The sequence below is a fragment of the Burkholderia sp. HI2500 genome (assembly GCF_002223055.1).
In the GTDB taxonomy this organism is placed as follows: Bacteria; Pseudomonadota; Gammaproteobacteria; order Burkholderiales; family Burkholderiaceae; genus Burkholderia.
Genome location: NZ_NKFL01000006.1, coordinates 2,909,164 through 2,933,564, shown reverse-complemented (window position 1 = coordinate 2,933,564; position 24,401 = coordinate 2,909,164). Strand labels below are relative to the sequence as shown.

The following is a 24,401-nucleotide window of genomic DNA, read 5'->3' as shown; positions in this document are numbered from 1 at the left end:
GCCCTGAAGGAAACGCATGACTGATACCTCCCGCGATCTCGTTCTCGTCACCGGCGCATCCGGCTTCGTCGGCTCGGCCGTCGCGCGCATTGCGCAGCAGAAAGGCTATGCGGTGCGCGTGCTCGTGCGCCCGACCAGCCCGCGCACGAACGTGGCGGATCTCGACGCCGAGATCGTCACCGGCGACATGCGCGACGAGGCGTCGATGCGCGCCGCGCTGCGCGGCGTGCGCTACCTGCTGCACGTGGCAGCCGACTACCGGCTGTGGGCGCCCGATCCCGACGAGATCGAACGCGCGAACCTCGAGGGCGCGGTCGCGACGATGCGCGCGGCGCGCGCGGAAGGCGTCGAGCGGATCGTCTATACGAGCAGCGTCGCGACGCTGAAGGTGACGAGCGCCGGCGATCCCTCCGACGAAAACCGGCCGCTCACGGCCGAGCAGGCGATCGGTGTCTACAAGCGCAGCAAGGTGCTGGCGGAACGCGCGGTCGAGCGGATGATCGCCGACGAAGGGCTGCCGGCGGTGATCGTCAATCCGTCGACGCCGATCGGCCCGCGCGACGTGAAGCCGACGCCGACCGGCCGCATCATCGTCGAAGCCGCGCTCGGCAAGATTCCCGCGTTCGTCGACACGGGGCTGAACCTCGTGCATGTGGACGACGTCGCGCACGGCCATTTCCTCGCGCTCGAGCGCGGCCGGATCGGCGAGCGCTACATCCTCGGCGGCGAGAACCTGCCGCTGCAGCAGATGCTCGCCGACATCGCGCAGATGACGGGCCGCAAGGCGCCGACGATCGCGCTGCCGCGCTGGCCGCTCTACCCGCTCGCGGTCGGTGCGGAAGCGGTCGCGAAGTTCACGAAGAAGGAGCCGTTCGTCACCGTGGACGGGCTGCGGATGTCGAAGAACAAGATGTATTTCACGTCCGCGAAAGCCGAGCGCGAACTCGGCTACCGGGCGCGCCCGTACCGTGAAGGGCTGCGCGATGCGCTCGACTGGTTCGGCGCCGCGGGCTACCTGAAGTAACACAAAGCGGCGTGCTTCACGCCGCTTTGCGCACTTTGTTACACGTCGCGCGCGGCCCGCTACCGGCGCAGCGGTTAAAATCGCGGGTCTTACGCAGAGAAGACACGCATGAACCTGAACGATCAGATCGCTTCGCTCACCGTGGGCGTCGATCAGCTCCTCCACGATCACCACGCCGCGCAGCAGGCGGCCCGCAGCGCGGAAGCCTTCGCGCGCGCCGCGGCAGCGGAGGCCCGGGCGGCGGCCGAGCGTCACGCCGCCGCGGAAGCCGAAGCGCAGGCCGCCGCACAACGCCACACGGCAGCAGCAGCCGATGCCGAGGCGGCGCAGCAGCGCCACGCCAGCGCGACCGCCGCGGCCGAAGCCGCCGCCCAGCGTCATACCGATGCCACCGCGCAAGCCGAAGCCGCGTCGCAGCGCCATGCGGAAGCCACCGCGCTGACCGAAGCGCTCGCGCAGCGTCATGCGGATGCCGAAGCAGCGTCGCAGCGCCATGCGGCAGCGATCGCCGAAGCGGAGGCCGCCGCGCAACGCCATCACGCGGCAGCCACCGAAGCCGAGGCGGCCGCGCAGCGCCATGCAGCCGCGACCGTCGAAGCCGAAGCCGCTGCGAAGCGGCACGCGGAAGCGACCGCCGAAGCCGAAGCGGCCACGCAGCGTCTCGCGGCTGCCATCGCCGAAGCCGAAGCCGCCGCGCAGCGCCATACGGCTGCAATCAAGGAAGCCGAAGCGCTCGCGCAGCAGCACACGCAGGCGATCGCGGAAACGCAGGCCGCCGCGCAGCGTCATGCCGAAGCGACCGCCGAGGCCGAAGCCGTCACGCAACGCCATACCGAAGCGATCGCGCAGGCCGAGGCGGCCGCGCAGCGCCACGCCGATGCCACCGCGCAGGCGGAGGCCGTCACGCAGCGTCATGCGGAAGCGATCGCACAAGCCGAAGCGGCCGCGCAGCACCACGCGAAGGCCATCGCCGACGCCGAGGCGCTGGTCGAGGCCGTCGTCAAGGAAGCCGCGACGAGCGCAGTCGCCGCCACGGCCGTTGCAGCCGAAGTCGTCGAACCTGTACCGGCCGGTACGCCGGCGGCGGAACCGGCCGTGATCGCGCCCGCGGCGGCGGCGGCCGAAACGGTGGATGCAACGGCCGACGCCGAAACGGCCACTGTCGCGACGGCGCAAGCCGAAACGCCGGTTGAAGTCGAAGCCGAAGCCGACGTCGCCACCACCCCGGCCCCGTCCGACAAAGCGACGCTGCACGTGTCGCGCCCGACGCAGAACGAACTCACGCTGACCATCAACGGCGAATCGATCACGCTGCATCCGGAACAACTGGGCCAGCTGATCGAGGAACTCGCGCATGCGCGCGCGTCGATGCAGCCGGAGCCGCCGCCCGGCATCCCGGCCGGCTGGCGCTTCGTGACGACGAAGAACCCGATGATGGCCGTGCAGAAGCAGTCGAATGGCGACCGCCTGCTGGTGGCCCGCCACACGGGCTACGGCTGGGTGCCGTTCACGTTCTCGCCGGACGTCGTGGTCCAGATGTACATGATGCTGACGCAGCGCTGAGTACCGGCACGCCACAGCGCCGAACAGGCACCGTCCCAAACGAAACAGCCCGACCGGTTTCCACCGATCGGGCTGTTTTGCGTTCCGGCTGCCGGGAGGCACGCCTCCCGGGCAACACTCAGCGATCCACCGGCGCCTGCACGCGCGCCTTCCACTGGCCGCCCTTGCCGCGCCAGTAACGCCACGCGGACGCGAACGTCGCGCCGACGTAGAACAGCGCGACGAGCGGCAACGCCGGCGCCCACAGCGGCGAGCGCCGGTAGTAGCGCAGCATCGGCGCATACGCGGCGCACATCGACGCCCATGCGAGCCACGCCGGCCAGGCGCGCGCGCCGTAAGCGAGCGCCGCGGCGGGCGGCACGAGATAGATGATCGTCATCCCGAGCAGCGTGCCGGCCAGCAGCAGCGGCGAGTAGTGCAGCTGCGTGAACGCGGTGCGCGCGATCATGTTCCAGATGTCGCGCCAGCTGTCGTACGGGCGCAACGACACGCTGCGGTCGGCCAGGTCGAGCCGGATCGGATGGCGGCCTTCGCCGCGATGCTTGATCTGCGCGGCAAGGCTGCAGTCGTCGATCAGCGCGCCGCGGATCGACTCGATGCCGCCCGCTTCCTCGAGCGCCGTGCGCTTGACGAGCATGCAGCCGCCCGCGGCGCCGGCCGTCCGGTTGCGCGGGTTGTTGATCCACGAGAACGGGTAGAGCTTCGCGAAGAAGAACACGAACGCCGGGATCAGCGCCTTTTCCCAGAACGAATCGCAGCGCAGCCGCACCATCAGCGACACGAGATCGCGGTTCTCGGCCTGCGCGCGCGTGACGAGCTGCGCGACGGCGTCGGGCGGATGGCCGATGTCGGCATCCGTCAGCAGCAGGTAGTCGGCCGGCAGGCCGAGCGTCTGCACCGCGGCGATCCCCTGCGACTGCGCCCACACCTTGCCCGACCAGCCGGCCGGCAGCGGCTTCGCGGCCAGCACCGTCAGCCGGTCGGCGCGGTTGATCGCGAGCGCAGCCGCGCGGGCTGCGTCGGCGGTGCCGTCGTCGCTGTGGTCATCGACGATGATCAGATGAAAGTCGCCCGGGTAATCCTGCTCGAGCAGCGAAGTCGCCGCCCGGGCGATCACGTCGGCCTCGTTGCGCGCCGGCACGACCGCGACGACGGCCGGCCAGCCGGCCTCGGCCGCCGCGCCGCGCGCCTCGGGCGGCAGCGGCCGCGCGGGCACCGCACGCCAGAAGCCGCCGCGCGCGACGAGCAGCACGATCCAGATCATCAGCGACACGCCGGACACCAGGAATGCAAGAACCAGCATCATCGGCGCGCCTCCTGTCGGGCGCCGGCATCGGCAAAACTAATAGGGGTCTGGATCAAAACGCCCGAAACCGCACGGGCGGGCGGGCAATACGCGTAAGAATCGACGGTCATCGAATGGCCTTGAAATGAGCGCGACGCCGGGCAGCCGGAGCGGCTGCCCGCGAAACCGCGTAGTTTACTGGGTTCCGCGCGCGCCAGCGCCGACGCGGTTCTCCCGCAAATGCAACACGCCGGACACAGCACCAGAGCAAGGACTTCCCGATAGAGTTAAAATGCGCGATTAATTCGGGGTTCCGGGGCCTGGCCGGCCGGTTCGTTCCTGCCTTCATAACATCAAGCCGGGGCGAGCGAGCGAGTGCCAGCTCCTCGAACCCCGGCGTCTGTCGTCGGAGTTCGCTCACTTATGCGAGTCATCCTTGCCCAGCCCCGCGGCTTTTGTGCGGGGGTTGTCCGCGCGATCGAGATCGTCGATCGCGCGCTGCAACAGCACGGTGCGCCGGTCTATGTGCGTCATGAGATCGTGCATAACCGGCATGTCGTCGAAAATCTGCGTAATAAAGGGGCCCGATTCGTTGAGGAACTCGACGAGGTGCCCCACGGCGCTGTCGCGATCTTCAGCGCGCACGGTGTCGCCCAGACGGTCGAGCGCGACGCGGAAACGCGCGGGCTCGACGTGCTCGACGCCACCTGCCCGCTCGTCACGAAAGTGCACGTGCAGGGCCGCCAGTATGTCGCGGCGGGCCGCCGGCTGATCCTGATCGGCCATGCGGGCCACCCGGAAGTCGAGGGGACGATCGGCCAGATTCCGGCCGAGGTGATCCTCGTGCAGAGCGAAGCCGAAGTCGATACGCTGACGCTGCCCGTCGACACGCCGGTCGCGTACATTACGCAGACCACGCTGTCGGTGGACGATACGCGCGGCATCATCGAAGCGCTGCAGCGCCGGTTCACCGACCTCGTCGGCCCGGACACGCGCGACATCTGCTACGCGACGCAAAATCGCCAGGCCGCCGTGCGCGAGCTGAGCGAACAGGTTGACGTGCTGCTGGTCGTCGGTGCGACGAACAGCTCGAACTCGAACCGCCTGCGCGAGATCGGCACCGAAAGCGGTGTGCCGAGCTACCTCGTCGCCGACGGTTCGGAAGTCAAGGCCGAATGGTTCGCGAATGCGAAAACCGTGGGCCTGACCGCCGGGGCGTCCGCGCCCGAGGAGATGGTCGAAGATGTCATCGGCGCGTTGCGCGCGCTGGGTCCCGTCGACGTCACGACGATGGCGGGCCGTGAGGAAAAAGTCGAATTCAAGCTGCCGGCGAAGCTCACGCAAGCTGTCGCCCGCGAAGTTTAAGGAGGACATCTCTTGTCTATTCCGCTGCTCCAGCAAGTCCGCGTCGGCGCGTACATCACGCGCCAACACCTGTCCGGCAACAAACGCTATCCGCTCGCGCTGATGCTCGAGCCGCTGTTCCGCTGCAACCTCGCGTGCAACGGCTGCGGCAAGATCGATTACCCGGACCCCATCCTGAACCAGCGTCTGTCCGTCCAGGAATGCCTGGAAGCGGTCGACGAATGCGGCGCGCCGATCGTGTCGATCGCAGGCGGCGAGCCGCTGCTGCACAAGGAAATGCCGGAAATCGTCCGCGGCATCATGAAGCGCAAGAAGTTCGTCTACCTCTGCACGAACGCGCTGCTGATGGAAAAGAAGATGGACGACTACCAGCCGAGCCCGTACTTCGTCTGGTCGGTCCACCTCGACGGTGACGCGCAGATGCACGACCATTCGGTGTCGCAGGAAGGCGTGTACGACAAGGCGGTCGCGGCCATCAAGGAAGCGAAGCGCCGCGGCTTCCGCGTGAACATCAACTGCACGCTGTTCAACGATGCGATCCCCGAGCGCGTCGCGAAGTTCTTCGATACGCTGAAGCCGATCGGCGTCGACGGCATCACCGTGTCGCCGGGCTACGCGTACGAGCGCGCGCCGGATCAGCAGCACTTCCTGAACCGCGACAAGACGAAGAACCTGTTCCGCGAAATCCTGAAGCGCGGCGAAGGCGGCAAGCGCTGGTCGTTCAGCCAGTCGTCGCTGTTCCTCGACTTCCTGGCCGGCAACCAGACGTACAAGTGCACGCCGTGGGGCAACCCGGCGCGTACGGTGTTCGGCTGGCAGAAGCCGTGCTACCTGGTCGGCGAAGGTTACGTGAAGACCTTCAAGGAACTGATGGAAGACACGAACTGGGACAACTACGGCGTCGGCAACTACGAGAAGTGCGCGGACTGCATGGTCCACTGCGGCTTCGAAGCGACCGCCGTGATGGACACGATGGCGCATCCGCTGAAGGCGTTCGCCGTGAGCCGCAAGGGCATCAAGACCGACGGCCCGTTCGCGCCGGACATTCCGATCGACAAGCAGCGCCCGGCCGAGTACGTGTTCTCGCGTCACGTCGAGATCAAGCTCGAGGAAATCCAGCGCGCCGGCAAGGGCAAGCTGCAAAAGGCGGCGAAGCCGGCAGCCGCAGCGTAAGCGCGGTTCGCCACGCGAAGGTCACGCCTCCGCGCCGGCGGGAAAAAATGAAGCGCCACGGAGTCCGCTCCGTGGCGCTTTTGTTTTGGGCCGCGATTTTGTCTCGCGTTTCGCCGCCACCGTATCGATTGCCGCGACAGCCACGCATGCGCTGAATCAACGCGACTGTGTCGGCTGCGCCGGTGCGGCCGGCCCTGTCTCCTCCATCCTCCCTGCGAAACCGGTGCGACGCTACGCGGCCAGCGATTCGGCCGCATGCATGCGCAGCTTCTGCGCCGCGCCCGCAACGAGCGCCGGCTGGCCGCTCGATGCAAACGCGCAGACGTGCTCCCACAGCTCGGCCAGCCGGTGCCGCGTGAGCGTCGTGACGCACGTGTCGTGCGCCGTGAGCACATGCTCGAGCACCGCGCATTCGTCGTCGCGCAGCGTCCATGCGCCGCTTTGCGACGCGCGCGCCACGCCCGCATCGAGCGCCCGTTCCGCATCGACGCACAGGTCGATGTCCGCATCCGCGCATACCGCGTCGTCGAGCGCCAGGAACACCAGGTAGACGCTCGTGCGCAAGCGCATCAGCAGCGCCTCGCTGCCATGCCCGCTACGCAGCGCGACGAGCGCCATGTGGCACTTCAGCGAGATGTCGCGTGCATGCACGGGCGGCAGCGGCAGCAGCCACTCGCGGGTCAGCGGCACGTGGCGACGGTTCTTCCGGGCGCCCTTCATGATGGGCTCCCGTCGGCAGGCGCATCGCTCGCGTCGAAAGCCGGCCATGCGATGCGGCACGCAGCGGCGTCGCGGCGCGCATCGCGCAGATACTTCGCACGACGCCGCGCGCCGTGCCCATCGTCGTGCCCATCGTCGCGCCGTGGCGTCGCTCGTGCGTCCGGCGGCCGGAGCGGCGCCGACGCGCGAGCGACGCCTGCAAATCGGATCGTGCAAGCCATGCTCGCCTCCTGCATCAGAACGTGTTCTCGCCCTTCAGGTAGTACGCGGTCTTCACGAAGAACGCCTTGACCGGATGGCCGCCCTGCGCGTCGCGCGCGGCGCGCGCTTCCATTGCGGCATGCTCTTCGCGCGACCGGTCCGGCACCGGGTTGTGGACCCGTTCGAGCGCACGCTGCATCGCGAGCGGATAGTTCTGGTTGCCGGCCGACGTTGCGCGATAACCGGCGCGCGTCATCTGCATCAGTTGCGCGTCGGTTTCGGCACGCGCCGCCGACCAGCTCGACAGCGACGCATTCGAGGTGCCGTCGATGACGGCGGACTGAGCGAAACTGACGGCGGGCAGCGCAGCGAGTGCGCAGGAAAGTACCGCAACGGGAACGAGGGATCGCATAGTGGCCTCCAGGTGGTTGTCCCCGCATCGATCATGTTCGACGATGCGTTGAAACCATCGTATGACGCGCTGCATTCCGTATGAATAGCCGATTCTGCAATTGATATTTTCGGTGTCGACACCCGGTGCGCAAATCGCGTCATGCGCGAATCCCGTCAAACAGGAATTTCTTTATTTCATTCAATGCCCTGATCGCCTTTGTTCAGACGATCCGAAGCGGCGCACGCCACGCTGTTTCAATTTCCGAAATGACATGTTGCCGATGCGATCACCACCGGCACACCCGCCGACAAGGCTTCCGGCGTGATATCGCGCGTGCGGACACTTCAATCGGTGGGCCCGTCGAATCGAACGGTTCTCGTGATTCAGGACAAGTTGTCGCTTCCGGATTGCCGGATCGAGACACGACGCGCACGGCAATGACGCGCGATAATCACGCATCGGCCGTTTCGCACGGCACCTCATGCATTCCCATTTTCATCGAGTCCGTCCATGGCTGCCCTCGACACCACCGCCATCCATAGTTGGCACGCACACGTCTATTTCGATGCGGCCAGCCGCGACGCGGCCTGGGCGTTTCGCCAGGTCGTCGACGAACGGTTCGGCACGGTCATCGAACTCGGCCGCTTTCACGAACGCCCCGTCGGCCCGCATCCGGCCTGGTCGTACCAGATCGCGTTCGACGCCGCGCGCTTCGACGAGATCGTGCCGTGGCTCGTGCTGAACCACGGCGCGCTCGATATCTTCCTGCACCCGAATACGAACGACGAACTGCGCGACCATCGCGATTGCGCGGTGTGGATCGGGAAGTCGTATCAGCTGAATCTCGACGCACTGGCCGGATAACGGCCGTCACGCAGCCGCCTGCGGCGCGGCGACATCCACGTTTCGGGTTGACGTGAAACGTCCCGCGGCGGCGCGCCCCTACAGTGGGTTCCGTTATCGATGCTTCGGGAACCCGTCATGTCACACGCCACCGCCGATGTCCGGCATATTTATGAAGGCTGGCACGCAGCCGTCGTCGCGCGCGACGTCGATGCGCTGATGGCGCTGTATGCCGACGACGCCGTACTCGAAACGCCGCTGATCGTCGTCACGCTGCCTGATCATGGCTCCGGCGTGCTGCACGGCAAGGCCGCGATCGGCGCATTCTTCGCGGCGGCCCTGCGCAATCCGGGCAACCCGCTCGGGCGCTGGTACCGCACCGGGTTGTTCTTCTCGAACGGCCGCCAGCTCACGTGGGAATACCCGCGCGCCACGCCGGACGGCGACCAGGTCGATCTCGTCGAGGTGATGGACCTGCGCGACGGGCTGATCGCGCATCATCGCGTGTACTGGGGATGGGTCGGCTTTCTCGCGCTGCGCGCCGCCACGCCGGCGCCGGAGCGCGCATGACGGCCGCCGCGCCAAACCGCGCCGCGGCCCGCCGTGTGCTCGCCGCGACCTGCGTGAGCTACACGCTCGTGCTGCTCGACGCGTCCATCGTCAACGTCGCGCTCACCGACATCGCCCAGACATTCGGCAGCCGCGTGGCCGGCCTGCAGTGGATCGTGAACGCGTACACGCTCGCGTTCGCGAGCCTGCTGATGACGGGCGGCACGCTCGGCGACCGGCTCGGCGATCGCGACGTCTATCTCGCCGGGCTCGCGGTATTCGTCGCCGCGTCGGCGCTGTGCGGCGTCGCACCGACCCTCCCGGCGCTCGCGATCGCCCGCGCGCTGCAAGGCGTCGGCAGCGCGATGCTGGTGCCCTGCTCGCTCGCGCTGCTCAACCGCGCCTTCCCCGCACCGGCCGCGCGCGCGTCGGCGATCAGCCTGTGGATGGGCTGCGGTGGCATCGCGATGGCGTCGGGCCCGCTGATCGGCGGCCTGCTGATCCATCTGTTCGGGTGGCGCAGCCTGTTCTTCGTGAACCTGCCGCTCGGGCTGGCCGGCATCTGGCTCGGCCGCTCGGTCGTGCGCGCCGCCGTCGTCGACGCATCGCGGCATTTCGACTGGGGCGGCCAGGCCGCGGCCATCGTTGCGATCGCGGCACTGATCGGCACGCTGATCGAAGGCCCGTCGCTCGGCTGGCGCTCGGCGCCGATCATCAGCGGCGCGGTGACGAGCGTCGTCGCGTGGAGCGCGTTCATCGCGATCGAAGCGCGGCGCCGCGAACCGATGCTGCCGCTCGCGTTCTTCCGCAACCGGCTGTTCGCCGGATCGACGGTCGTGTCGATGGCGTCGGCGTTCGTGTTCTACGGCTTGCTGTTCGTGCTCAGCCTGTTCTATCGGCAGGTCCGCGGCGCGAGCCCGCTCGATACGGGGCTCGCGTTCCTGCCGATGACCGCGATGGTCGCGCTCGGCGGGCTGGGTTCGGGCAGGCTGGTTGCGCGCTTCGGCGCGCGCGGCACGATGTGCGCGGCGTTCGCGCTCTATGTGGCCGGCGCGCTCGGCATGACGGGCATCGGCGCGACGACACCCGCATGGCTCGCCGTCGCGCCGATGCTCGCGATCGGCTTTGCATCGGGATTCATCTCGCCGGCCGCGACGTCGCCGGCGCTCGGGACGGTCGACCGGCGCCGCGCTGGTGTTGCAGCGGCAGCGCTGAACGCGGCGCGGCAGAGCGGATCGGCGCTCGGGGTGGCGATTTTCGGTGCGTGCATCGCGACGTTGCAGCCGTTTCCGGCGGCGATGCGGGTGGCGCTCGGGATCGCGACCGGATTGTCGGCGCTCGCCGCCGCGACGTGGTGGGTCACGGCGAGGCCGACACCGGCATCCGGCGAACCGGCCGCGCCGCTACAAACCGCCACGCGCCGGTAACGCAAGCTCCCGCAGGTGCGCGCGCGGCGGCGCAGCGCGCCGTCATTGTCTCAACGCCGCCTGCCGCTCACGCGACATACATCGCGACACTGACGAACTGGCACAGGCTCCCGGCCAGCACGAACAGATGCCAGATGCCGTGCCCGTGGCGGATGCGCTCGTCGTTGATGAAGAAGTAGATCCCCGCGCTGTAGATCAATCCGCCGGCCACGAGCCACGCGGTGCCGACCGGCGGCAGCGCGTGGATCAGCGGACGCACCGCGACGAGCGCGAGCCAGCCCATCGCCACGTACAGGATCATCGACAGCAGGCGCGTGCGCCGCCCGAGCGTCAGCTCCTGCACGATCCCGAATACGGCCAGCCCCCAGCTCACGCCGAACAGCGACCAGCCCCACGGGCCGCGCAGCGTGACCAGCGTAAACGGCGTATAGCTGCCGGCGATCAGCAGGTAGATCGCCGAGTGGTCGCACTTCTGCAGGATCGCTTTCAGGCGCGGATTGCGCACGCTGTGATACAGCGTCGAGATCGCATAGAGCAGGATCAGCATCGCGCCATACACGCTGAAGCTCACCACCTTGTATGGATCGCCTTCGAGCGCGCCCATCGTCACGAGCGCGACGAGACCGACCACCGACAGCACCGCGCCGACGAGATGGGAAATGCTGTTGAAACGCTCACCGACATGCACGACGTGTTCTCCTGCGGGTCCATCGGGAAAAGAGGAAACCCTATGATACCGGCCGGCGGAATTTGCCGTGCTGCGTTCAGGCAAACGGCGCAGCGCGCCGCCGGCCCGCCAAAGAAAAAAGCGCCGCGACATGCATCGCGGCGCTTCCCTTTCGATGACCGAACGGCCTGAACCGCCCGGTTCAACAGCACTTCCCCGCGCCCGACCCGTACCGCGCGTTCTGACGCTCGCGGAAGAATTCCTCATACGTCATCGGCTCGCGGTCCGGATGGGTCGCGCGCATGTGCGCGACGTAGGTGTCGTAGTCGGGCAGGCCGACCATCAGCCGCAACGCCTGCCCGAGGTAACGCCCCGCGCTGCGCAGGTCGCTGCCAAGATCGCTGAACATCGCGGCCTCCCCTTAACGTCCGCTGCCGAGCGCCTGCGCGGCCGGCATGGCTTCGTACGGCGTCTCGCGCACCGTCGGCTTCGACTCGCGGCGCGCGCGCAGCACGGCGATCACGCCGTACACCGCGATCGCCACGACGACGAAGATGAACAGCCCGGCCAGCGCCGCATCGATGTAGTCGTTGAAGATGATCCGCTTCATCTGCGCGATCGACTTCGCCGGCGCGAGCACCTTGCCTTCGTCCACCGCGGCCTGCAGCTTCGCGGCGTGCGCGAGGAAGCTGACCTTCGGGTTCGCGTCGAAAATCTTCTGCCAGCCGGCGGTCAGCGTGCAGATCAGCAGCCACACGGTCGGCACGATCGTCACCCACGCATAGCGCTCGCGCTTCATCTTGAACAGCACGACGGTGCCGAGCACCAGCGCGATCGCGGCGAGCATCTGGTTCGAGATGCCGAACAGCGGCCACAGCGTGTTGATGCCGCCGAGCGGATCGACCACGCCCTGGTACAGGAAGTAGCCCCACGCGGCCACGCACAGCGCGGTGGCGACCAGGTTCGCCGGCAGCGACTCGGTGCGCTTGAGCGCCGGGTGGAACGTGCCGAGCAGGTCCTGCAGCATGAAGCGGCCCGCGCGCGTGCCGGCATCGACGGCCGTCAGGATGAACAGCGCCTCGAACAGGATCGCGAAGTGATACCAGAACGCCATCATCGCTTCGCCGCCGATCACCTGGTGCAGGATGTGCGCCATGCCGACGGCCAGCGTCGGCGCGCCGCCCGCGCGCGCGATGATCGTCGTTTCGCCGACGGCCTTCGCGGTCTGCGTCAGCATGTCGGGCGTCAGCACGAAGCCCCATTGCGTGACCGTGTTGGCCACCGCTTCCGGCGTCGAGCCGAGCACGGCGGCCGGTGCGTTCATCGCGAAGTAGATGCCCGGCTCGATCACGCAGGCGGCGACCAGCGCCATGATCGCGACGAACGATTCCATCAGCATCGCGCCGTAACCGATGAAGCGCGCGTTGGTTTCGTTGTCGATCAGCTTCGGCGTCGTGCCCGACGAGATCAGCGCGTGGAAGCCCGACACGGCACCGCACGCGATCGTGATGAACAGGAACGGGAACAGGTTGCCCGACCACACCGGGCCCGTGCCGTCGACGAACTTCGTCAGCGCGGGCATCTTCAGTTCCGGCGCGACGACCAGGATGCCGATCGCGAGGCCGAGGATCGTGCCGATCTTCAGGAAGGTCGACAGGTAGTCGCGCGGCGCGAGCAGCAGCCACACCGGCAGCACCGACGCGACGAAGCCGTAGCCGATCAGGATCCACGTGAGTTGCGTGCCCGTGAACGTGAACCACGCGGCGAGCGTCGGCGAATCGTGCACGTGCTGGCCGAACGCGATCGATGCCATCAGCAGCACGAAGCCGATGATCGACACTTCGCCGATGCGGCCCGGACGGATGTAGCGCGTGTAGACGCCCATGAACAGCGCGATCGGGATCGTCGCGGCGACGGTGAACGTGCCCCACGGCGAATTGGTCAGCGCCTTCACGACGATCAGCGCGAGCACCGCGAGGATGATCACCATGATCAGGAACGCGCCGAACAGCGCGATCACGCCGGGCACCGTGCCGAGCTCCATCTTGACGAGATCGCCGAGCGAGCGGCCGTCGCGGCGCGTCGAGATGAACAGCACGATGAAATCCTGCACCGCGCCGGCGAACACGACGCCGGCCAGGATCCACAGCATGCCGGGCGTGTAGCCCATCTGCGCGGCGAGCACGGGCCCGACGAGCGGGCCGGCGCCGGCGATCGCGGCGAAGTGATGGCCGAACAGCACGTACTTGTTGGTCGGCACGTAGTCGAGGCCGTCGTTGTACTTGACGGCCGGCGTCATCCGCAGCCCGTCGAGCTGCATGACCTTGCTGGCGATGAAACGGCTGTAGAAGCGATACGCGATCAGATACACGCAGACTGCGGCGATCACGATCCAGAGGGCACTGACGCGCTCGCCGTGAGCGAGTGCGATCGTGCCGAACGCGAACGCGCCGAGCAGCGCGACCGCGATCCAGAGCAGGGTACTGGAAGCCCGATTCATGGCGTCTCCTGGTCTCCAATGTGTTTTTGAGTGGATGCGGCGAGGGGCCGAACCCGCGTGACGTCGATGCGTCGTGCCGCAGCCTCGCAGAGGTCGCGGCGATGGGCCGTAGTATTCCGCGCGACCGGGGCGGCTTACAAGCGGATAACTACGTATGCGGAGCTACGTAGAATTACGTAGATGCGCCGCGCGGGCACGGCATCGTGCGGCGATTGATCGCGAACGGCGAGCCACGTACAGTGTTCGCCTGCCTCCCTTCCGGAACTGTCATGCCGCTCAGATTTCAGAAGATGAACGCAAATGGCGACGACTTCGCCATCGTCGACCTGCGCGGTCAGGATCAAGCGCCCCCCATCACCCCGGATCTGGTGCGGCGCATGGGCGACCGGCGTTTCGGCATCGGCTTCAACCAGCTCGCGGTCGTGTCGGACTGCGACGACGCGGCGGCCCGCGTCGCGTTCTGGAACGCGGACGGCACGCCGCTCGACACCTGCGGCAGCGCGACGCGCGGCGTCGCATGGCAACTGATGCGGGAAACCGGCCTGTCGTCGCTCGTGCTGCGGACGCCCCGCGGGTATCTCGTGTGCTCGACGGAGGCGAACGGCCTGATCACCGTCGAAATGGGCCGGCCGCTCACCGGCTGGCGCGACGTGCCGCTCGCCGAGGCCCTCGACACCCTCGCGCTGCCACTGCCCGGCGCGCCGGCCGCGTGCAACATGGGCAATCCGCACTGCACGTTCTTCGTCGACGATCTCCGCGCGATCGATGTCGCGGTGCTCGGCCCGGCCATCGAAACGCACCCGCTGTTTCCGCGGAAAACCAACGTGCACTTCGTTCAGGTCATCGATCGCACGCATATTCGCCTGCGCATCTGGGAGCGCGGCGGCGGCGTGCCGCTCGGTTCGGGATCGTGCTCGTGCGGCGCGGTCGTCAATGGCATCCGGCGCGGGCTGCTCGACGAGACCGTGCGGGTCGAGTGCGACGGCGGCGACGTGACGGTGCGTTGGGATGGCACCGGCAGTGTGCTCCTGAGCGGGCCGGTCACATTTGGGTTCAGCGGAGTATGGCCGTGACGGCCGACGACGCACACACGTTCCAGGCACTGCGTCCGCGCCTGCAGAAGATCGCGTACCGGATGCTCGGCTCCGTCGCGGACGCCGAGGACATCGTGCAGGACGTCTGGCTGCGCTGGCACGACACGGCACGCGACGGGATCGAGAACACCGAAGCGTGGCTCGTCGCCGTCACGACACGCACGTCGATCGACCGCCTGCGCGCGGCAAAGATCCGGCGCGAGCAATACGCGGGGATCTGGCTGCCCGAGCCGGAACTCGACGCATCACCGGCCACGCCCGAGGAAATGACCGAGCGCGCGAACGACGTGTCGGTCGCGTTCCTGCTGCTGCTCGAACGGCTGACGCCGGAGGCGCGCGCCGCCTTCCTGCTGCATGAAATCTTCGAGATCGACTACGACCGGATCGCCGACGCGATCGGCAAGTCCGAAGCCGCGTGCCGGCAACTCGTCAGCCGTGCCAAGGCGCGGCTGCGCGACGACGCCTCGCCTCGCCACGCGGTGCCGCGCGAAACGCACCACCGGTTGCTGCAGACGTTCTCGCACGCGCTCGCGCAGGGCGACTTCCCGTCGATCCAGGCGCTGCTCGCGGAGGACGCGACCCTGATCGGCGACGGCGGCGGCAAGGTCCGGAGTGTCCCGAGGCCCATGGTCGGCAGCCGGCGTGTCGCACAACTGTTCTATGCGACGTGGCTGCGCCACGGCAGCGGGGTCGAGATGCGGTCCGTCGTGCTCAACGGCCAGTGGGCCATGCTGCGCTTCATCGACGGACAGCTCGACGCCGCGATGTCGTTCGAGACCGACGGTACACGCATCGTCCGGATTCTCGTGCAGCGCAACCCCGACAAGCTCGCCCGGCTCGCGGCAACCTGCACCGCCGGTTGACGTGCGCGCCTCGAGCGCCATCGAAGCTCGAGCTCGAGCCGGAAAAATAGCCTGCCCGCCCGCCGCCGCGTCCCATTTTTAAAAAAGATGGCGGCCGGTGTCACAGGCAGCTGTGCTGAAACGTCTAGTCGCGTATGGACACCACGATTCCAGCACCTTTATGCCAGATACTTCCATCCGCCGCCCCGACGCCGACGATCCGTTCGCGCGCAGCTTCTCGACCTGCTACGCTGGCGTGGTCACCTTCCTGGCCGTCGTCACCGAAGGCAGCTTCGCGCGCGCCGCCGATCGCCTCGGCGTCGGCCGCTCGTCGGTCAGCCGCCACGTGCAGCGGCTCGAGGACCGGCTCGACGCGCGCCTGTTCCAGCGCACGACGCGCAGCATGTCGCTGACGCGCGAAGGCGAACGCTTCTATGAAAACTGCCGCCCCGGCATCGAACAGCTCGCGCAGGCGCTCGAGGACATGCGCGAGCTGCGCAGCGGCCCGCCGAGCGGACACCTGCGGATCGGCTCGACGCCCGGCTTCGGCCGCAAGATCATCGCGCCGCTGCTGGGCGATTTCCACGCGCAGTATCCGGACATCACGCTCGAGCTGCTGCTGAACGACCGGCCGGCCGACTTCTCCGCCGACCGCATCGACGTCGCGTTTCGCGACGGCCGCATGGAGGACAGCGCGATCGTCGCGCGCCAGTTGATTCCGATGCAGATGATCGTCTGCGCGTCGCCGTCGTACGCGCACCGGCACGGCTTGCCGCGTCACGTGGACGAGCTGGCGCAGCATCGCTGCATCAACCTGCGCACCGCGTCGGGCCGCGTGACTGAATGGGAATTCAAGGTCGACGGGCTGGCGCAGCAGCACCAGCTCGCCGCGCATCACACCTTCAACGACATGGATCTGGTCGTGCGCGCGGCGCTCGACGGGCTCGGCATCGCGCAACTGCCCGCGTACCAGGTGTGCGACCTGCTCGCCGACGGGCAACTGGTGAGCTGCCTCGGCCAGCACGCGCCGGACGACGGCGGACACTATCTCTGTTACCTGAGCCGCAAGCACCTGCCGACGCGCATCCGCGCATTCATCGACTACATGATCGAACGGACGTGCGCCCGCGACCTGCAGTGCCTCACGACGATGACCACCGTAACGACGACGGCACCGCTGGAGCCGGTCGATTGATGCATTCGAAGCAACACCGTGAGCACCTGTGGGGCTCTACCGGATCGCGCGGCATCTGCCTACGATGCGGGTTGATCGAACGGCGTGCGGGCATCGCGGCGCGCCATTCGGCAACGTGCCGGCGCACGCGTGCGAATGCGATGCGCGCCGGCTTCGACCGATTCAGGCGGCGCGTCTCTCGCGCGCCCGTTCAAGGAGAGCAATCGTGAAGATCGTCGTGATTGGTGGTACCGGCCTCATCGGCAGCAAAGTCGTCAGGAACCTGATCGCGCGCGGCCACGACGCCCTGGCGGCAGCGCCGTCGACCGGCGTCGATACGATCACGGGCGCGGGGCTGGGCGACGCGCTGGCGGGCGCGGACGTCGTGGTCGATCTCGCGAACTCGCCGTCGTTCGAGGAAGCGGCCGTGAAGGCATTCTTCGAGACGTCGGGGCGCAACCTGTTCGCCGCGGAGCGCGCGGCGGGCGTGCGCCATCACGTCGCGCTGTCGGTGGTCGGCACCGACCGCCTGCAGCAAAGCGCGTATTTCCGCGGCAAGCTCATTCAGGAAGACCTGATCCGCGCAGCAGGCGTGCCTTATACGATCGTACGCTCGACGCAGTTTTTCGACTTCGTCGGCGCGATCGCACAATCGAGCGCCGATGGCGACACCACGCGGCAGGCCACCGCGTTCTTCCAGCCGATTGCATCCGACGACGTCGCGGCCGCCGTCACCGATGTCGCGCTCGACGCACCGCGCAACGGCATCGCCGAAATCGGCGGCCCCGATCGGGTGCGGATCGCCGACCTGGTCGAACATTTCCTGAAGATCACGCACGACCCGCGCACGGTGGTCAGGGACTCAGGCGCCGATTATTTCGGCGCGATACTGCAGGACGACACGCTCGTCCCCGCGCCCGGCGCGCGCCTCGCTGCGACGACCTTCGATACGTGGTTCAAAAAAAACCAGCCCGCGCGCTGAGCCGCACCGCAGGATCGCGCACACCATGACGCCGCTACGGCCGCCGCCGCTCTCGCTGCTCGACAAGTATCGCGGGCGGGAACCACAGACGCTCTATTCGACGACGGTGACCGTCACGGGCGGGGCGGCGGAGCATGGCCGCGCATCGGGTGTCGCGCGTTCCGACGACGGCCGCCTCGATGTGGCGCTGCGCCTGCCGTCCGCACTGGGCGGGCCGGGCGACGGCCCGAACCCGGAGCAACTGTTTGCCGCGAGCTATGCGGCTTGCTTTCATGGGGCGCTGAGCCTGCTCGCCACGCGGGCCGGCGTGTCGATCGCCGGCGCGTCGGTCAGTGCATCGGTCGACTTCTGCCGCGATCCGGTGGATGGGCTGTTCATGCTGAACGCGAACATTCGCGTGCAGTTGCCGGGGGTCGAGCGCACGGTGGCGGAAGAACTCGTCCGCAATACCGAGCGCTTCAGCCCTTATACGAAGATGGCGCACGAAGGCATCAGCCACGTCGTGGCGCTCGCGCCACCGGACGATCCGTCGAACGGCTGACCGCAAACAAAATACCCGGCGCGTTGCGCGCCGGGTATTGCCAATCCGTGCTCGCTCAGTGCTTGTCGTCGAGCTTCTTCGGCTTCGGCGGCGACGGCACCTTCGCGTACTGGAACGCGGGCGTCGCCTTCAGCGCATCCTTCGTCGCGCCCGGCAGGTAGATGTTGCCGTTGCGCACGTCGAGCGATGCGATCGGCACCGCGACGTCATGCGCGGCCACGCCAAGGAAGCCGCCGGCCGACACGATCGCCGCCGATACCGAGCCGTCCGGCGCGACGATCAGGTCGCGCACGGTGCCGACCTTCTGGTTCTCGTCGTTGTAGACGGCCTTGCCGAGCACGCTCTTCTTCACGCTCCAGCCTTCGAGCAGCGCCTGCGATTGCTCGACGGTCACGCTGATCGGCTGCGCACCCGCGATCTGCGCATGTGCGCTGACGCTCGAGGCGAGGACGGTTGCTGCGATGAGGGTCTTGTAGAAAGCCATGCTGTTATGCACTCCGGTGAATTGTTGTCGGTGTCGGCGGCCGGCCAAGCCGCCTCCGTGCATGCGCCGCGTGAAACGAGAAGGCCTCTGTACGACGCATCACACCGGCCCATGTTAGCGCCACTCGCGAAACGCTGCATCGGACGTGATGACGCAGCCGCTGTCAGGCGCCTCTTGCCATGGCGACATTACGGACACCGCAGCGAATCGCGTACATCGCCCTCGTCACGCGCTGCGCGCCTGCGCGCGCCGTTGCCGCACCGCCTCCGCCAGCACGTCGAGCACCGGCTCCGTCTGCGTCCAGCTCAGGCATGCATCCGTGATCGAGACGCCGTACTTCAGCGGCACACCCGGCTTCAGGTCCTGGCGCCCGGCCTCGAGATGGCTTTCGACCATCACGCCGACGATCCGCTGCTCGCCCTGCGACAGCTGCCGCGCGAGATCCTGCGCGACGTCGATCTGCCGCTCATGCGACTTGTTCGAGTTCGCGTGCGAGCAGTCGACCATCACCTGCTCGCGCAGGCCCGCCTTGCGCAGCACCGCGCAGCTCGCCTCGACATGCTCGGCGTCGTAGTTCGGGCCGTTCTTGCCGCCGCGCAGGATCACGTGCGCGTCGTCGTTGCCGCGCGTCTCGAAGATCGCGGCCATCCCCATCTTCGTCATGCCCATGAACGCATGGCTCGCGGCCGCGGCGACGATCGCATCGGACGCGACCTGCACGCCGCCGTCGGTGCCGTTCTTGAAGCCGATCGGGCAGCTCAGGCCCGACGCGAGCTGGCGATGGCTCTGGCTCTCGGTCGTGCGCGCGCCGATCGCGCCCCACGCGATCAGGTCGGCGATGTACTGCGGGCTCAGCAGGTCGAGGAATTCGGTCGACGCCGGCAGGCCCAGCGCGTTGATGTCGAGCAGCAGTTGCCGCGCGGCGCGCAGCCCTTCGTTGATGCGGAAGCTGCCGTCGAGGCGCGGATCGTTGATGTAGCCCTTCCAGCCGACCGTCGTGCGCGGCTTCTCGAAGTAGACGCGCATCGTGATCAGCAGGTCGTCCTTCAGCGCATCGGCGGCGATCTTCAGGCGGCGCGCGTAATCGAGCGCCTGGTCGTGATCGTGGATCGAGCACGGGCCGACGACGAGCAGCAGCCGGTCGTCGCGGCCGTGCAGGATGTCGCCGATCGCGCGGCGCGTATCCTCGACGAGCGTCTGCGTGGCGGCCGGCACCGGCAGTTCGTCCTGCAGCAGCGCCGGCGAAATCAGCGGGCGCACGGCGCCGATGCGGACGTCGTCGATGCGCGTGGTGTCCTGCGTCGCGTCGGCGCTGCCTACCTCGCGATCGTGGGAAGGATTGTCGAGGTTCTGCATGGTGATTCTCCGGGGGACGTCTGGAATGATGGGCAGGCTCGATTATGGCACCCGGGCGGGACGGTGGCGGGTTGCGGCGGGGGGACCGACGCGGCGGCCTTGCCGCAGCGCGACGCAGATCAAAAGGCAAAAAGAAAAAGGCGACCCGCGAAGGGTCGCCCGGCCATGCACCGCATCGCACGCGGCGTTGCGGCTAGTGCAGCGTCTCGGGCGCCAGCGAATTGCTCGGCAGCAGCGACGTCAGCCAGCAATTGCTCGGCGCGGCCCTCCCGTTGAAACGGTCGTAGAGCCACGGCAGCATGCCGGCCACCCACGGCACGATCGCGCCCGCATGTTCGAGCGGATACTCGTTGTACGTGACCGGCGTGCCGCTGGCGCAGAACTTCTGCGCCAGCGCGCGCACGTCGTACGCCATCATCACGCCGTCGCCCACCTGGCTGCTGAAGGTGCCATCGAGCGCGCCCGCCGTGCCCTGGCCGATGAACATCGGGATCGTCGGCGATGCGGCCAGCCCCGCATTCACCTTGTTCGCATACGTCACGTACACGGGAATGCTGTTGATGTCGTTCGCGTATTGCGGCTTGAACAGCGTGCCCCAGCGCAGCCCCGTGTACTTCGGCAGGATGTAGGCGAGCGACTGGCTCTGGATGTCCTTGAACACGGCGACGCCGGTATCGCTGAGATAGGGCGTCAGGTCGAAGCCGTAGCCGCGCGACAGCCCGGCCAGCGCGGCCGCGGCCACCCCGCCCCACACGATGCTGCCGTCGACGTAGCGCAGGTTGTGCGCGGGATCGACCAGCACGCCGCCTTCCGCCGCGCCGACGAGCTGCCTGTTGATCTCGGGCGCATAGCTCGGCGCGAGCTGCGCGGCCCAGTTCGTCGCGATCGCGCCGCCGGAATAGCCGATCATCGCGACCTTGCTCGACGGATTCAGGCCCGTGGACGGCGTATTGAGCGCCGCGCGGATCGAATCGAGCGTCGTCATCCCGTATTCGGGGCCGGCGGCGAAGTCGGCCGTCTGGCCTTCCGTATCGGGCACGATGACGTTGTAGCCGAGCAGCAGCAGCGTCGACAGCGGGATCGATTCCGCGCTGTAGAGCAGCGTGCCGACGTTGATGATCTTGGTCACGTCACGGTCGCCGGCGATCACCTGCGACGGCTCGTCGTACGGGTTCAGCGAATCGTAAGCCGACTGGTACGAGATGGCCTGGCCGTTGCTGACCGGGCTCCGGATCACGGACGTCACGTTGACGACCGGCTGGTTCAGCGCGTTATGGGTGCGATACAGCAACTGCTGCGCGGTCAGCGCGGTGGGGATACCGGCCACGTGGTAGGTGACGTTGCGCGTCTTGAGCACCGTGCCCGGTGGGATCGATGCCAACGGCGTGGTGCCGGTGTACGTGTAGAACGGGTCGGATACGGCTGGCGCGGCGGCGCTGGCTGCCGGCGCGTTGGTGGCCAACGCGGCGGACATCGCTGCCGCGGCCATCATGAAACGTCTGGAGGACATGGTTGGGGCCCCTGGGATAACCTGCTTTCATCGAAGGAAGTTCGCGGTGTTGCAGACCATCGCGTGTGCCGCTTCAAAACCGTTTCCGAGCCATCGACTGTCTCCTGTGAATGAGTAATCCGGCCTGTTCTGAACCTGTAATTTTAGTAGGACTACAAACCGGATGAATTGAAGCACAACGAGCGCGCGCTCGATGGGCGTTTTCGATTGTTTGAAGGTAAACGTCTAAATCGGTCGTCGCGCGATGCAGGGTCGCTCCGGCCATTCGGCCGACTGTCCGCGTGTTGTCGAAGTGCCGTACGATCACGGCTGTCCGGTACCGAAGGCCGCGTCGTGCGATGCCGGCCGCGCCGCATACTGACTGCATGTAACCGATCGCTCCCTGCCCAACCGATACGCCACGATGACCGTCTCCGAACTGCTCCGCGCCATCCGCCAACCGTATGCCGACCTGCTCGCGAAAGCGGCGGCGCAACCGGCCGTGATCGTCGAACCGGCCTACCGGCGGGCCGACGGCACGCTCGCCACCGAAGGGTCGCTCGCGTTGCCGTGCCGGGCCGACCTCATCGCGACCGAAGGCAAATCGGCGGGCCAGCCGGCGATGGTCGATTCCGCCACGCAGCTGGCGTTCGAGCCGTTGGCGTTCGACCTCGAAACAGCGGCCGTGTCGATCCGCCCGTTCGTGTGGGACTGGGCCGCGATCGAGGCCGATGGTCTCGACGAAAGCGCGGCCGTCGAGGCGTTCAAGGCGTGGTTCTTCGCGTGGTTCGACGTCGACGACGAGAACACGCCGGCCGAAGACGGCCTGCACGGCATCGTTCACTACCTGTCGGAACCGGTTCGCACGGAACACGGGTGGCGCGTCAATGCGGATCTCGGCTCCGCGCCCGAGACGACCGTCGAGGATCTGCTGTTCCGGCTCGTCGATGCAGGTGCCACGCGGATCATGCTCGGTTGATGCCGCACTTCATTCTTCACCGGCCCATCATGAAAAAAATCCTTGCCGCCCTGCTGCTCTGCGCGTCGCTGCCCGCGTTCGCGAAGGTCTCCACCGAGGTGTATTGCTTCAAGTCGGACGGCGACAAACCCGTGCGCTTCGAGACGCGCACCTACTACGACGACGCCGTCGGCTGGTCAGGCGGCATGGTTCGCTATGCGAAAGCGAAAACGGCGCTGCCGCTGGTGGTCGAGCACGTGGACGAGGAAGTGCTCGCCGAGGGCCGCCCGCACCAGTTCACGACAACCTGGGTCGAGATGGTCGACGGCAGGATCAACGGGCGCTACGAGATGATGTCGCAGGGCGCGATGATCTATTCGATGACCTATACCAGCGCGCGCACCGGCAAGCAGACCGCGTTCGGCAGGGTACTGGACGTCGACGCGTCCGAACAAACCGGGTGCCGCTGGTGATGCGCCCGCTGATCCGGATCGTGCTGGTGATGATCGCGCTGCGCGCGGGAGCGGCCGACGCCGCGCCGCGGGTCGTCTATCGCGGCTTGCTGCAAGGCGCCGGCGAGATCGTGATGGAACTCGACCGCCGCCCGGCGGCGAACGGCACGATCTCGGGTCGCTATTTCTATACGCAGTACGGCATCGACATTCCGCTGCACGGCGACCCTGCGCAGCTCGTCGAGCCGCTCGAGCGCACCGCGTTGCCGGACGACGTGCGCGACATGACGCGATACAGCGACGGCGCCGACTTCGACCATCCAGCGGCAACCTGGCGCGGCACGCAGGACAAGAATGGCTATCGCGGCCAATGGACCGACGCACGCACCGGCAAGACGCGCAGCTTCACGCTGCGACGCATCGCTGAATACGATCCCGACGCGGTCGCGCCCGGCTCCGTCGAAGCCATCACCGACCGCATCGCCGGCGGCGTCGGCAGCGGTATCGCCAACGGCGTGGCCATCGACATGCGGCAGGCGCCTTATGCCACGCTGAAGCTTGCCGGGCACGCGCAGCCCGCAGGCCCCGAGATCGGCGACGGCACCGTCGCGTACCGGATGTGGCGCGACCCGCGCACGGAGCTCATGTATCCGCGTCTGAGCCGTCATCCCGATCCCGCGGTCATGGCACGGGTCAACCGCCTGCTCGAGCAGCAGCACTGGCAGATGAATCTCGCCGCGCTCGCATGTGCTTCGACCCGCTATTCCGACGACGGGCCGGCCGCCGGTTCGCTCGGCGGCTTCGACGACGAACAGGTGAAGGTCACGTGGCTGTCACCTGCGGCACTCGGCATCGTGGAATCGGGCAGTACGTTCTGCGGCGGCGCCCATCCGAACAATCACTACCATCCGGTCACGTTCGACCTGCTGCGCGGCGCGTATCTCGACTGGAATCGCGTGATCGACGCGACTACGGCGGGCAAGGACGGCGATCCGGGAACAAGCCCCGCGCTGGTGAGCTTCATTACGCGGTTGCGTGACAAGGCGACACACGGTCGGCAAGTAACGGACGGCGAAGGCGAGTGGCTGTCGTGCGCCGACGTGTTCCCCGAGTATCTGGCGTTCGAACTCGATGCGCCCGGCAAGCTGTCGTTCGTCGTATCCGGAATCGGTCACGCGGCGGGCGCCTGTCTCGGGCCGCAACTCGATGTGCCGTTTGCCGCGCTCGCGCCGATCCTGAAACCGGGCGGTTCGCGCTATCTCGTACCCGGCGTCAAGCTGAAGTAACGCGGCGATGCGGGTAGTCCCCGCATCGCGCC

At 67.6% G+C, this 24,401-nt stretch carries 24 protein-coding genes; 15 read left to right on the top strand and 9 right to left on the bottom strand.

Annotation, left to right across the window (positions count from 1 at the left end):
- Nucleotides 1-16 precede the first annotated feature (16 nt).
- Both hpnA and CFB45_RS30965 read left to right on the top strand, forming a co-directional pair.
- The gene (gene hpnA, locus CFB45_RS30970; protein ID WP_059780150.1) at nt 17-1,024 is read left to right on the top strand and encodes a hopanoid-associated sugar epimerase; all 1,008 of its coding nucleotides are present in this window, start codon (nt 17-19) and stop codon (nt 1,022-1,024) included.
- Between the two features lie 108 nt (nt 1,025-1,132).
- Nucleotides 1,133-2,587: a phage tail protein gene (locus CFB45_RS30965; RefSeq protein ID WP_089428812.1), complete on the top strand. Its 1,455-nt coding sequence runs from the start codon at nt 1,133-1,135 to the stop codon at nt 2,585-2,587.
- 118 nt (nt 2,588-2,705) lie between these two features.
- Here CFB45_RS30965 and CFB45_RS30960 read toward each other — a convergent pair whose 3' ends face one another.
- Nucleotides 2,706-3,893 (bottom strand): glycosyltransferase, encoded by a 1,188-nt coding sequence (locus tag CFB45_RS30960; RefSeq protein ID WP_089428811.1) that lies wholly within the window; start codon nt 3,891-3,893, stop codon nt 2,706-2,708.
- A 402-nt stretch (nt 3,894-4,295) separates the two neighbouring features.
- On the opposite strand from CFB45_RS30960, the gene ispH reads away from it, so the two are divergent.
- Together ispH and hpnH are read left to right on the top strand one after the other, a co-directional pair.
- Complete coding sequence (gene ispH, locus CFB45_RS30950) at nt 4,296-5,237, top strand: 4-hydroxy-3-methylbut-2-enyl diphosphate reductase (RefSeq protein ID WP_039349543.1); 942 nt, start codon at nt 4,296-4,298, stop codon at nt 5,235-5,237.
- Nucleotides 5,238-5,249: 12 nt separating this feature from the next.
- A complete protein-coding gene (gene hpnH / locus CFB45_RS30945) occupies nt 5,250-6,410 on the top strand; it encodes an adenosyl-hopene transferase HpnH (RefSeq protein ID WP_039349540.1) in 1,161 nt (386 codons plus the stop codon).
- Between the two features lie 231 nt (nt 6,411-6,641).
- Here the strand turns inward: hpnH and CFB45_RS30940 are convergent, their stop codons facing one another.
- Together CFB45_RS30940 and CFB45_RS30930 are read right to left on the bottom strand one after the other, a co-directional pair.
- Complete coding sequence (locus tag CFB45_RS30940) at nt 6,642-7,130, bottom strand: hypothetical protein (RefSeq protein WP_089428809.1); 489 nt, start codon at nt 7,128-7,130, stop codon at nt 6,642-6,644.
- Nucleotides 7,131-7,365: 235 nt separating this feature from the next.
- Nucleotides 7,366-7,743, bottom strand: coding sequence for a hypothetical protein (locus CFB45_RS30930; RefSeq protein ID WP_089428808.1), 378 nt, complete (start codon nt 7,741-7,743; stop codon nt 7,366-7,368).
- Nucleotides 7,744-8,235: 492 nt separating this feature from the next.
- Here CFB45_RS30930 and CFB45_RS30925 point away from each other — a divergent pair, with 492 nt between their 5' ends.
- The 3 genes from CFB45_RS30925 to CFB45_RS30915 all read left to right on the top strand — a co-directional run bounded on the left by CFB45_RS30925 (nt 8,236) and on the right by CFB45_RS30915 (nt 10,544).
- Complete coding sequence (locus tag CFB45_RS30925; RefSeq protein WP_089428807.1) at nt 8,236-8,589, top strand: DOPA 4,5-dioxygenase family protein; 354 nt, start codon at nt 8,236-8,238, stop codon at nt 8,587-8,589.
- A 117-nt stretch (nt 8,590-8,706) separates the two neighbouring features.
- Nucleotides 8,707-9,138 (top strand): nuclear transport factor 2 family protein, encoded by a 432-nt coding sequence (locus CFB45_RS30920; RefSeq protein ID WP_089428806.1) that lies wholly within the window; start codon nt 8,707-8,709, stop codon nt 9,136-9,138.
- Complete coding sequence (locus CFB45_RS30915; protein WP_089428805.1) at nt 9,135-10,544, top strand: MFS transporter; 1,410 nt, start codon at nt 9,135-9,137, stop codon at nt 10,542-10,544. The genes CFB45_RS30920 and CFB45_RS30915 overlap by 4 nt, the downstream gene beginning before the upstream one ends.
- Before the next feature lie 67 nt (nt 10,545-10,611).
- Here CFB45_RS30915 and trhA read toward each other — a convergent pair whose 3' ends face one another.
- The 3 genes from trhA to CFB45_RS30900 all read right to left on the bottom strand — a co-directional run bounded on the left by trhA (nt 10,612) and on the right by CFB45_RS30900 (nt 13,711).
- A complete protein-coding gene (gene trhA, locus CFB45_RS30910; RefSeq protein ID WP_039349524.1) occupies nt 10,612-11,232 on the bottom strand; it encodes a PAQR family membrane homeostasis protein TrhA in 621 nt (206 codons plus the stop codon).
- A 181-nt stretch (nt 11,233-11,413) separates the two neighbouring features.
- The gene (locus CFB45_RS30905) at nt 11,414-11,620 is read right to left on the bottom strand and encodes a YbdD/YjiX family protein (RefSeq protein WP_011353713.1); all 207 of its coding nucleotides are present in this window, start codon (nt 11,618-11,620) and stop codon (nt 11,414-11,416) included.
- A gap of 12 nt (nt 11,621-11,632) precedes the next feature.
- The gene (locus CFB45_RS30900; protein ID WP_089428804.1) at nt 11,633-13,711 is read right to left on the bottom strand and encodes a carbon starvation CstA family protein; all 2,079 of its coding nucleotides are present in this window, start codon (nt 13,709-13,711) and stop codon (nt 11,633-11,635) included.
- Nucleotides 13,712-13,980: 269 nt separating this feature from the next.
- Here CFB45_RS30900 and dapF point away from each other — a divergent pair, with 269 nt between their 5' ends.
- From dapF to CFB45_RS30870, 5 genes are all read left to right on the top strand, one after another.
- Nucleotides 13,981-14,784 carry a diaminopimelate epimerase gene (gene dapF, locus CFB45_RS30895; protein WP_089428803.1) on the top strand — a complete coding sequence of 268 codons (804 nt, stop codon included), beginning with the start codon at nt 13,981-13,983 and terminating at the stop codon, nt 14,782-14,784.
- Nucleotides 14,775-15,668: an RNA polymerase sigma-70 factor gene (locus CFB45_RS30890; protein WP_089428802.1), complete on the top strand. Its 894-nt coding sequence runs from the start codon at nt 14,775-14,777 to the stop codon at nt 15,666-15,668. Before dapF ends, CFB45_RS30890 begins: the two co-directional genes overlap by 10 nt.
- A 160-nt stretch (nt 15,669-15,828) precedes the next feature.
- On the top strand, nt 15,829-16,842 hold the full coding sequence (locus CFB45_RS30885) for a LysR family transcriptional regulator (protein WP_089428801.1): 1,014 nt from the start codon (nt 15,829-15,831) through the stop codon (nt 16,840-16,842).
- Nucleotides 16,843-17,047: 205 nt separating this feature from the next.
- The gene (locus CFB45_RS30875) at nt 17,048-17,803 is read left to right on the top strand and encodes an SDR family oxidoreductase (RefSeq protein ID WP_089428799.1); all 756 of its coding nucleotides are present in this window, start codon (nt 17,048-17,050) and stop codon (nt 17,801-17,803) included.
- Between the two features lie 25 nt (nt 17,804-17,828).
- Nucleotides 17,829-18,344: an Ohr family peroxiredoxin gene (locus CFB45_RS30870; protein ID WP_089428798.1), complete on the top strand. Its 516-nt coding sequence runs from the start codon at nt 17,829-17,831 to the stop codon at nt 18,342-18,344.
- Nucleotides 18,345-18,399: 55 nt separating this feature from the next.
- Here CFB45_RS30870 and CFB45_RS30865 read toward each other — a convergent pair whose 3' ends face one another.
- The 3 genes from CFB45_RS30865 to CFB45_RS30855 form a co-directional block, all read right to left on the bottom strand.
- Nucleotides 18,400-18,828: a PRC-barrel domain-containing protein gene (locus CFB45_RS30865; RefSeq protein WP_046548755.1), complete on the bottom strand. Its 429-nt coding sequence runs from the start codon at nt 18,826-18,828 to the stop codon at nt 18,400-18,402.
- A 225-nt stretch (nt 18,829-19,053) separates the two neighbouring features.
- Nucleotides 19,054-20,184, bottom strand: coding sequence for a 3-deoxy-7-phosphoheptulonate synthase (locus CFB45_RS30860; RefSeq protein WP_089428797.1), 1,131 nt, complete (start codon nt 20,182-20,184; stop codon nt 19,054-19,056).
- Between the two features lie 193 nt (nt 20,185-20,377).
- The gene (locus CFB45_RS30855) at nt 20,378-21,694 is read right to left on the bottom strand and encodes a lipase family protein (RefSeq protein ID WP_089428796.1); all 1,317 of its coding nucleotides are present in this window, start codon (nt 21,692-21,694) and stop codon (nt 20,378-20,380) included.
- A gap of 403 nt (nt 21,695-22,097) precedes the next feature.
- Between CFB45_RS30855 and CFB45_RS30850 the strand changes: the two genes are divergently transcribed.
- The 3 genes from CFB45_RS30850 to CFB45_RS30840 are packed head-to-tail and all read left to right on the top strand — an operon-like array spanning nt 22,098 to nt 24,369.
- Nucleotides 22,098-22,652, top strand: coding sequence for a hypothetical protein (locus tag CFB45_RS30850; RefSeq protein WP_089428795.1), 555 nt, complete (start codon nt 22,098-22,100; stop codon nt 22,650-22,652).
- Nucleotides 22,652-23,104 (top strand): hypothetical protein, encoded by a 453-nt coding sequence (locus tag CFB45_RS30845; protein ID WP_256978432.1) that lies wholly within the window; start codon nt 22,652-22,654, stop codon nt 23,102-23,104. The genes CFB45_RS30850 and CFB45_RS30845 overlap by 1 nt, the downstream gene beginning before the upstream one ends.
- On the top strand, nt 23,104-24,369 hold the full coding sequence (locus CFB45_RS30840; RefSeq protein WP_089429212.1) for a hypothetical protein: 1,266 nt from the start codon (nt 23,104-23,106) through the stop codon (nt 24,367-24,369). Before CFB45_RS30845 ends, CFB45_RS30840 begins: the two co-directional genes overlap by 1 nt.
- Nucleotides 24,370-24,401 lie beyond the last annotated feature (32 nt).

Bases quoted from the DNA above. Each gene is read 5' to 3' on its own strand.
- hpnA (WP_059780150.1), top strand. From the start codon at position 17: ATGACTGATACCTCCCGCGATCTCGTTCTCGTCACCGGCGCATCCGGC.
- CFB45_RS30965 (WP_089428812.1), top strand. From the start codon at position 1,133: ATGAACCTGAACGATCAGATCGCTTCGCTCACCGTGGGCGTCGATCAG.
- CFB45_RS30960 (WP_089428811.1), bottom strand. From the start codon at position 3,893: ATGATGCTGGTTCTTGCATTCCTGGTGTCCGGCGTGTCGCTGATGATC.
- ispH (WP_039349543.1), top strand. From the start codon at position 4,296: ATGCGAGTCATCCTTGCCCAGCCCCGCGGCTTTTGTGCGGGGGTTGTC.
- CFB45_RS30940 (WP_089428809.1), bottom strand. From the start codon at position 7,130: ATGAAGGGCGCCCGGAAGAACCGTCGCCACGTGCCGCTGACCCGCGAG.
- CFB45_RS30930 (WP_089428808.1), bottom strand. From the start codon at position 7,743: ATGCGATCCCTCGTTCCCGTTGCGGTACTTTCCTGCGCACTCGCTGCG.
- CFB45_RS30925 (WP_089428807.1), top strand. From the start codon at position 8,236: ATGGCTGCCCTCGACACCACCGCCATCCATAGTTGGCACGCACACGTC.
- CFB45_RS30920 (WP_089428806.1), top strand. From the start codon at position 8,707: ATGTCACACGCCACCGCCGATGTCCGGCATATTTATGAAGGCTGGCAC.
- CFB45_RS30915 (WP_089428805.1), top strand. From the start codon at position 9,135: ATGACGGCCGCCGCGCCAAACCGCGCCGCGGCCCGCCGTGTGCTCGCC.
- CFB45_RS30905 (WP_011353713.1), bottom strand. From the start codon at position 11,620: ATGTTCAGCGATCTTGGCAGCGACCTGCGCAGCGCGGGGCGTTACCTC.
- CFB45_RS30900 (WP_089428804.1), bottom strand. From the start codon at position 13,711: ATGAATCGGGCTTCCAGTACCCTGCTCTGGATCGCGGTCGCGCTGCTC.
- dapF (WP_089428803.1), top strand. From the start codon at position 13,981: ATGCCGCTCAGATTTCAGAAGATGAACGCAAATGGCGACGACTTCGCC.
- CFB45_RS30890 (WP_089428802.1), top strand. From the start codon at position 14,775: ATGGCCGTGACGGCCGACGACGCACACACGTTCCAGGCACTGCGTCCG.
- CFB45_RS30885 (WP_089428801.1), top strand. From the start codon at position 15,829: ATGCCAGATACTTCCATCCGCCGCCCCGACGCCGACGATCCGTTCGCG.
- CFB45_RS30870 (WP_089428798.1), top strand. From the start codon at position 17,829: ATGACGCCGCTACGGCCGCCGCCGCTCTCGCTGCTCGACAAGTATCGC.
- CFB45_RS30865 (WP_046548755.1), bottom strand. From the start codon at position 18,828: ATGGCTTTCTACAAGACCCTCATCGCAGCAACCGTCCTCGCCTCGAGC.
- CFB45_RS30860 (WP_089428797.1), bottom strand. From the start codon at position 20,184: ATGCAGAACCTCGACAATCCTTCCCACGATCGCGAGGTAGGCAGCGCC.
- CFB45_RS30855 (WP_089428796.1), bottom strand. From the start codon at position 21,694: ATGTCCTCCAGACGTTTCATGATGGCCGCGGCAGCGATGTCCGCCGCG.
- CFB45_RS30850 (WP_089428795.1), top strand. From the start codon at position 22,098: ATGACCGTCTCCGAACTGCTCCGCGCCATCCGCCAACCGTATGCCGAC.
- CFB45_RS30845 (WP_256978432.1), top strand. From the start codon at position 22,652: ATGCCGCACTTCATTCTTCACCGGCCCATCATGAAAAAAATCCTTGCC.
- CFB45_RS30840 (WP_089429212.1), top strand. From the start codon at position 23,104: ATGCGCCCGCTGATCCGGATCGTGCTGGTGATGATCGCGCTGCGCGCG.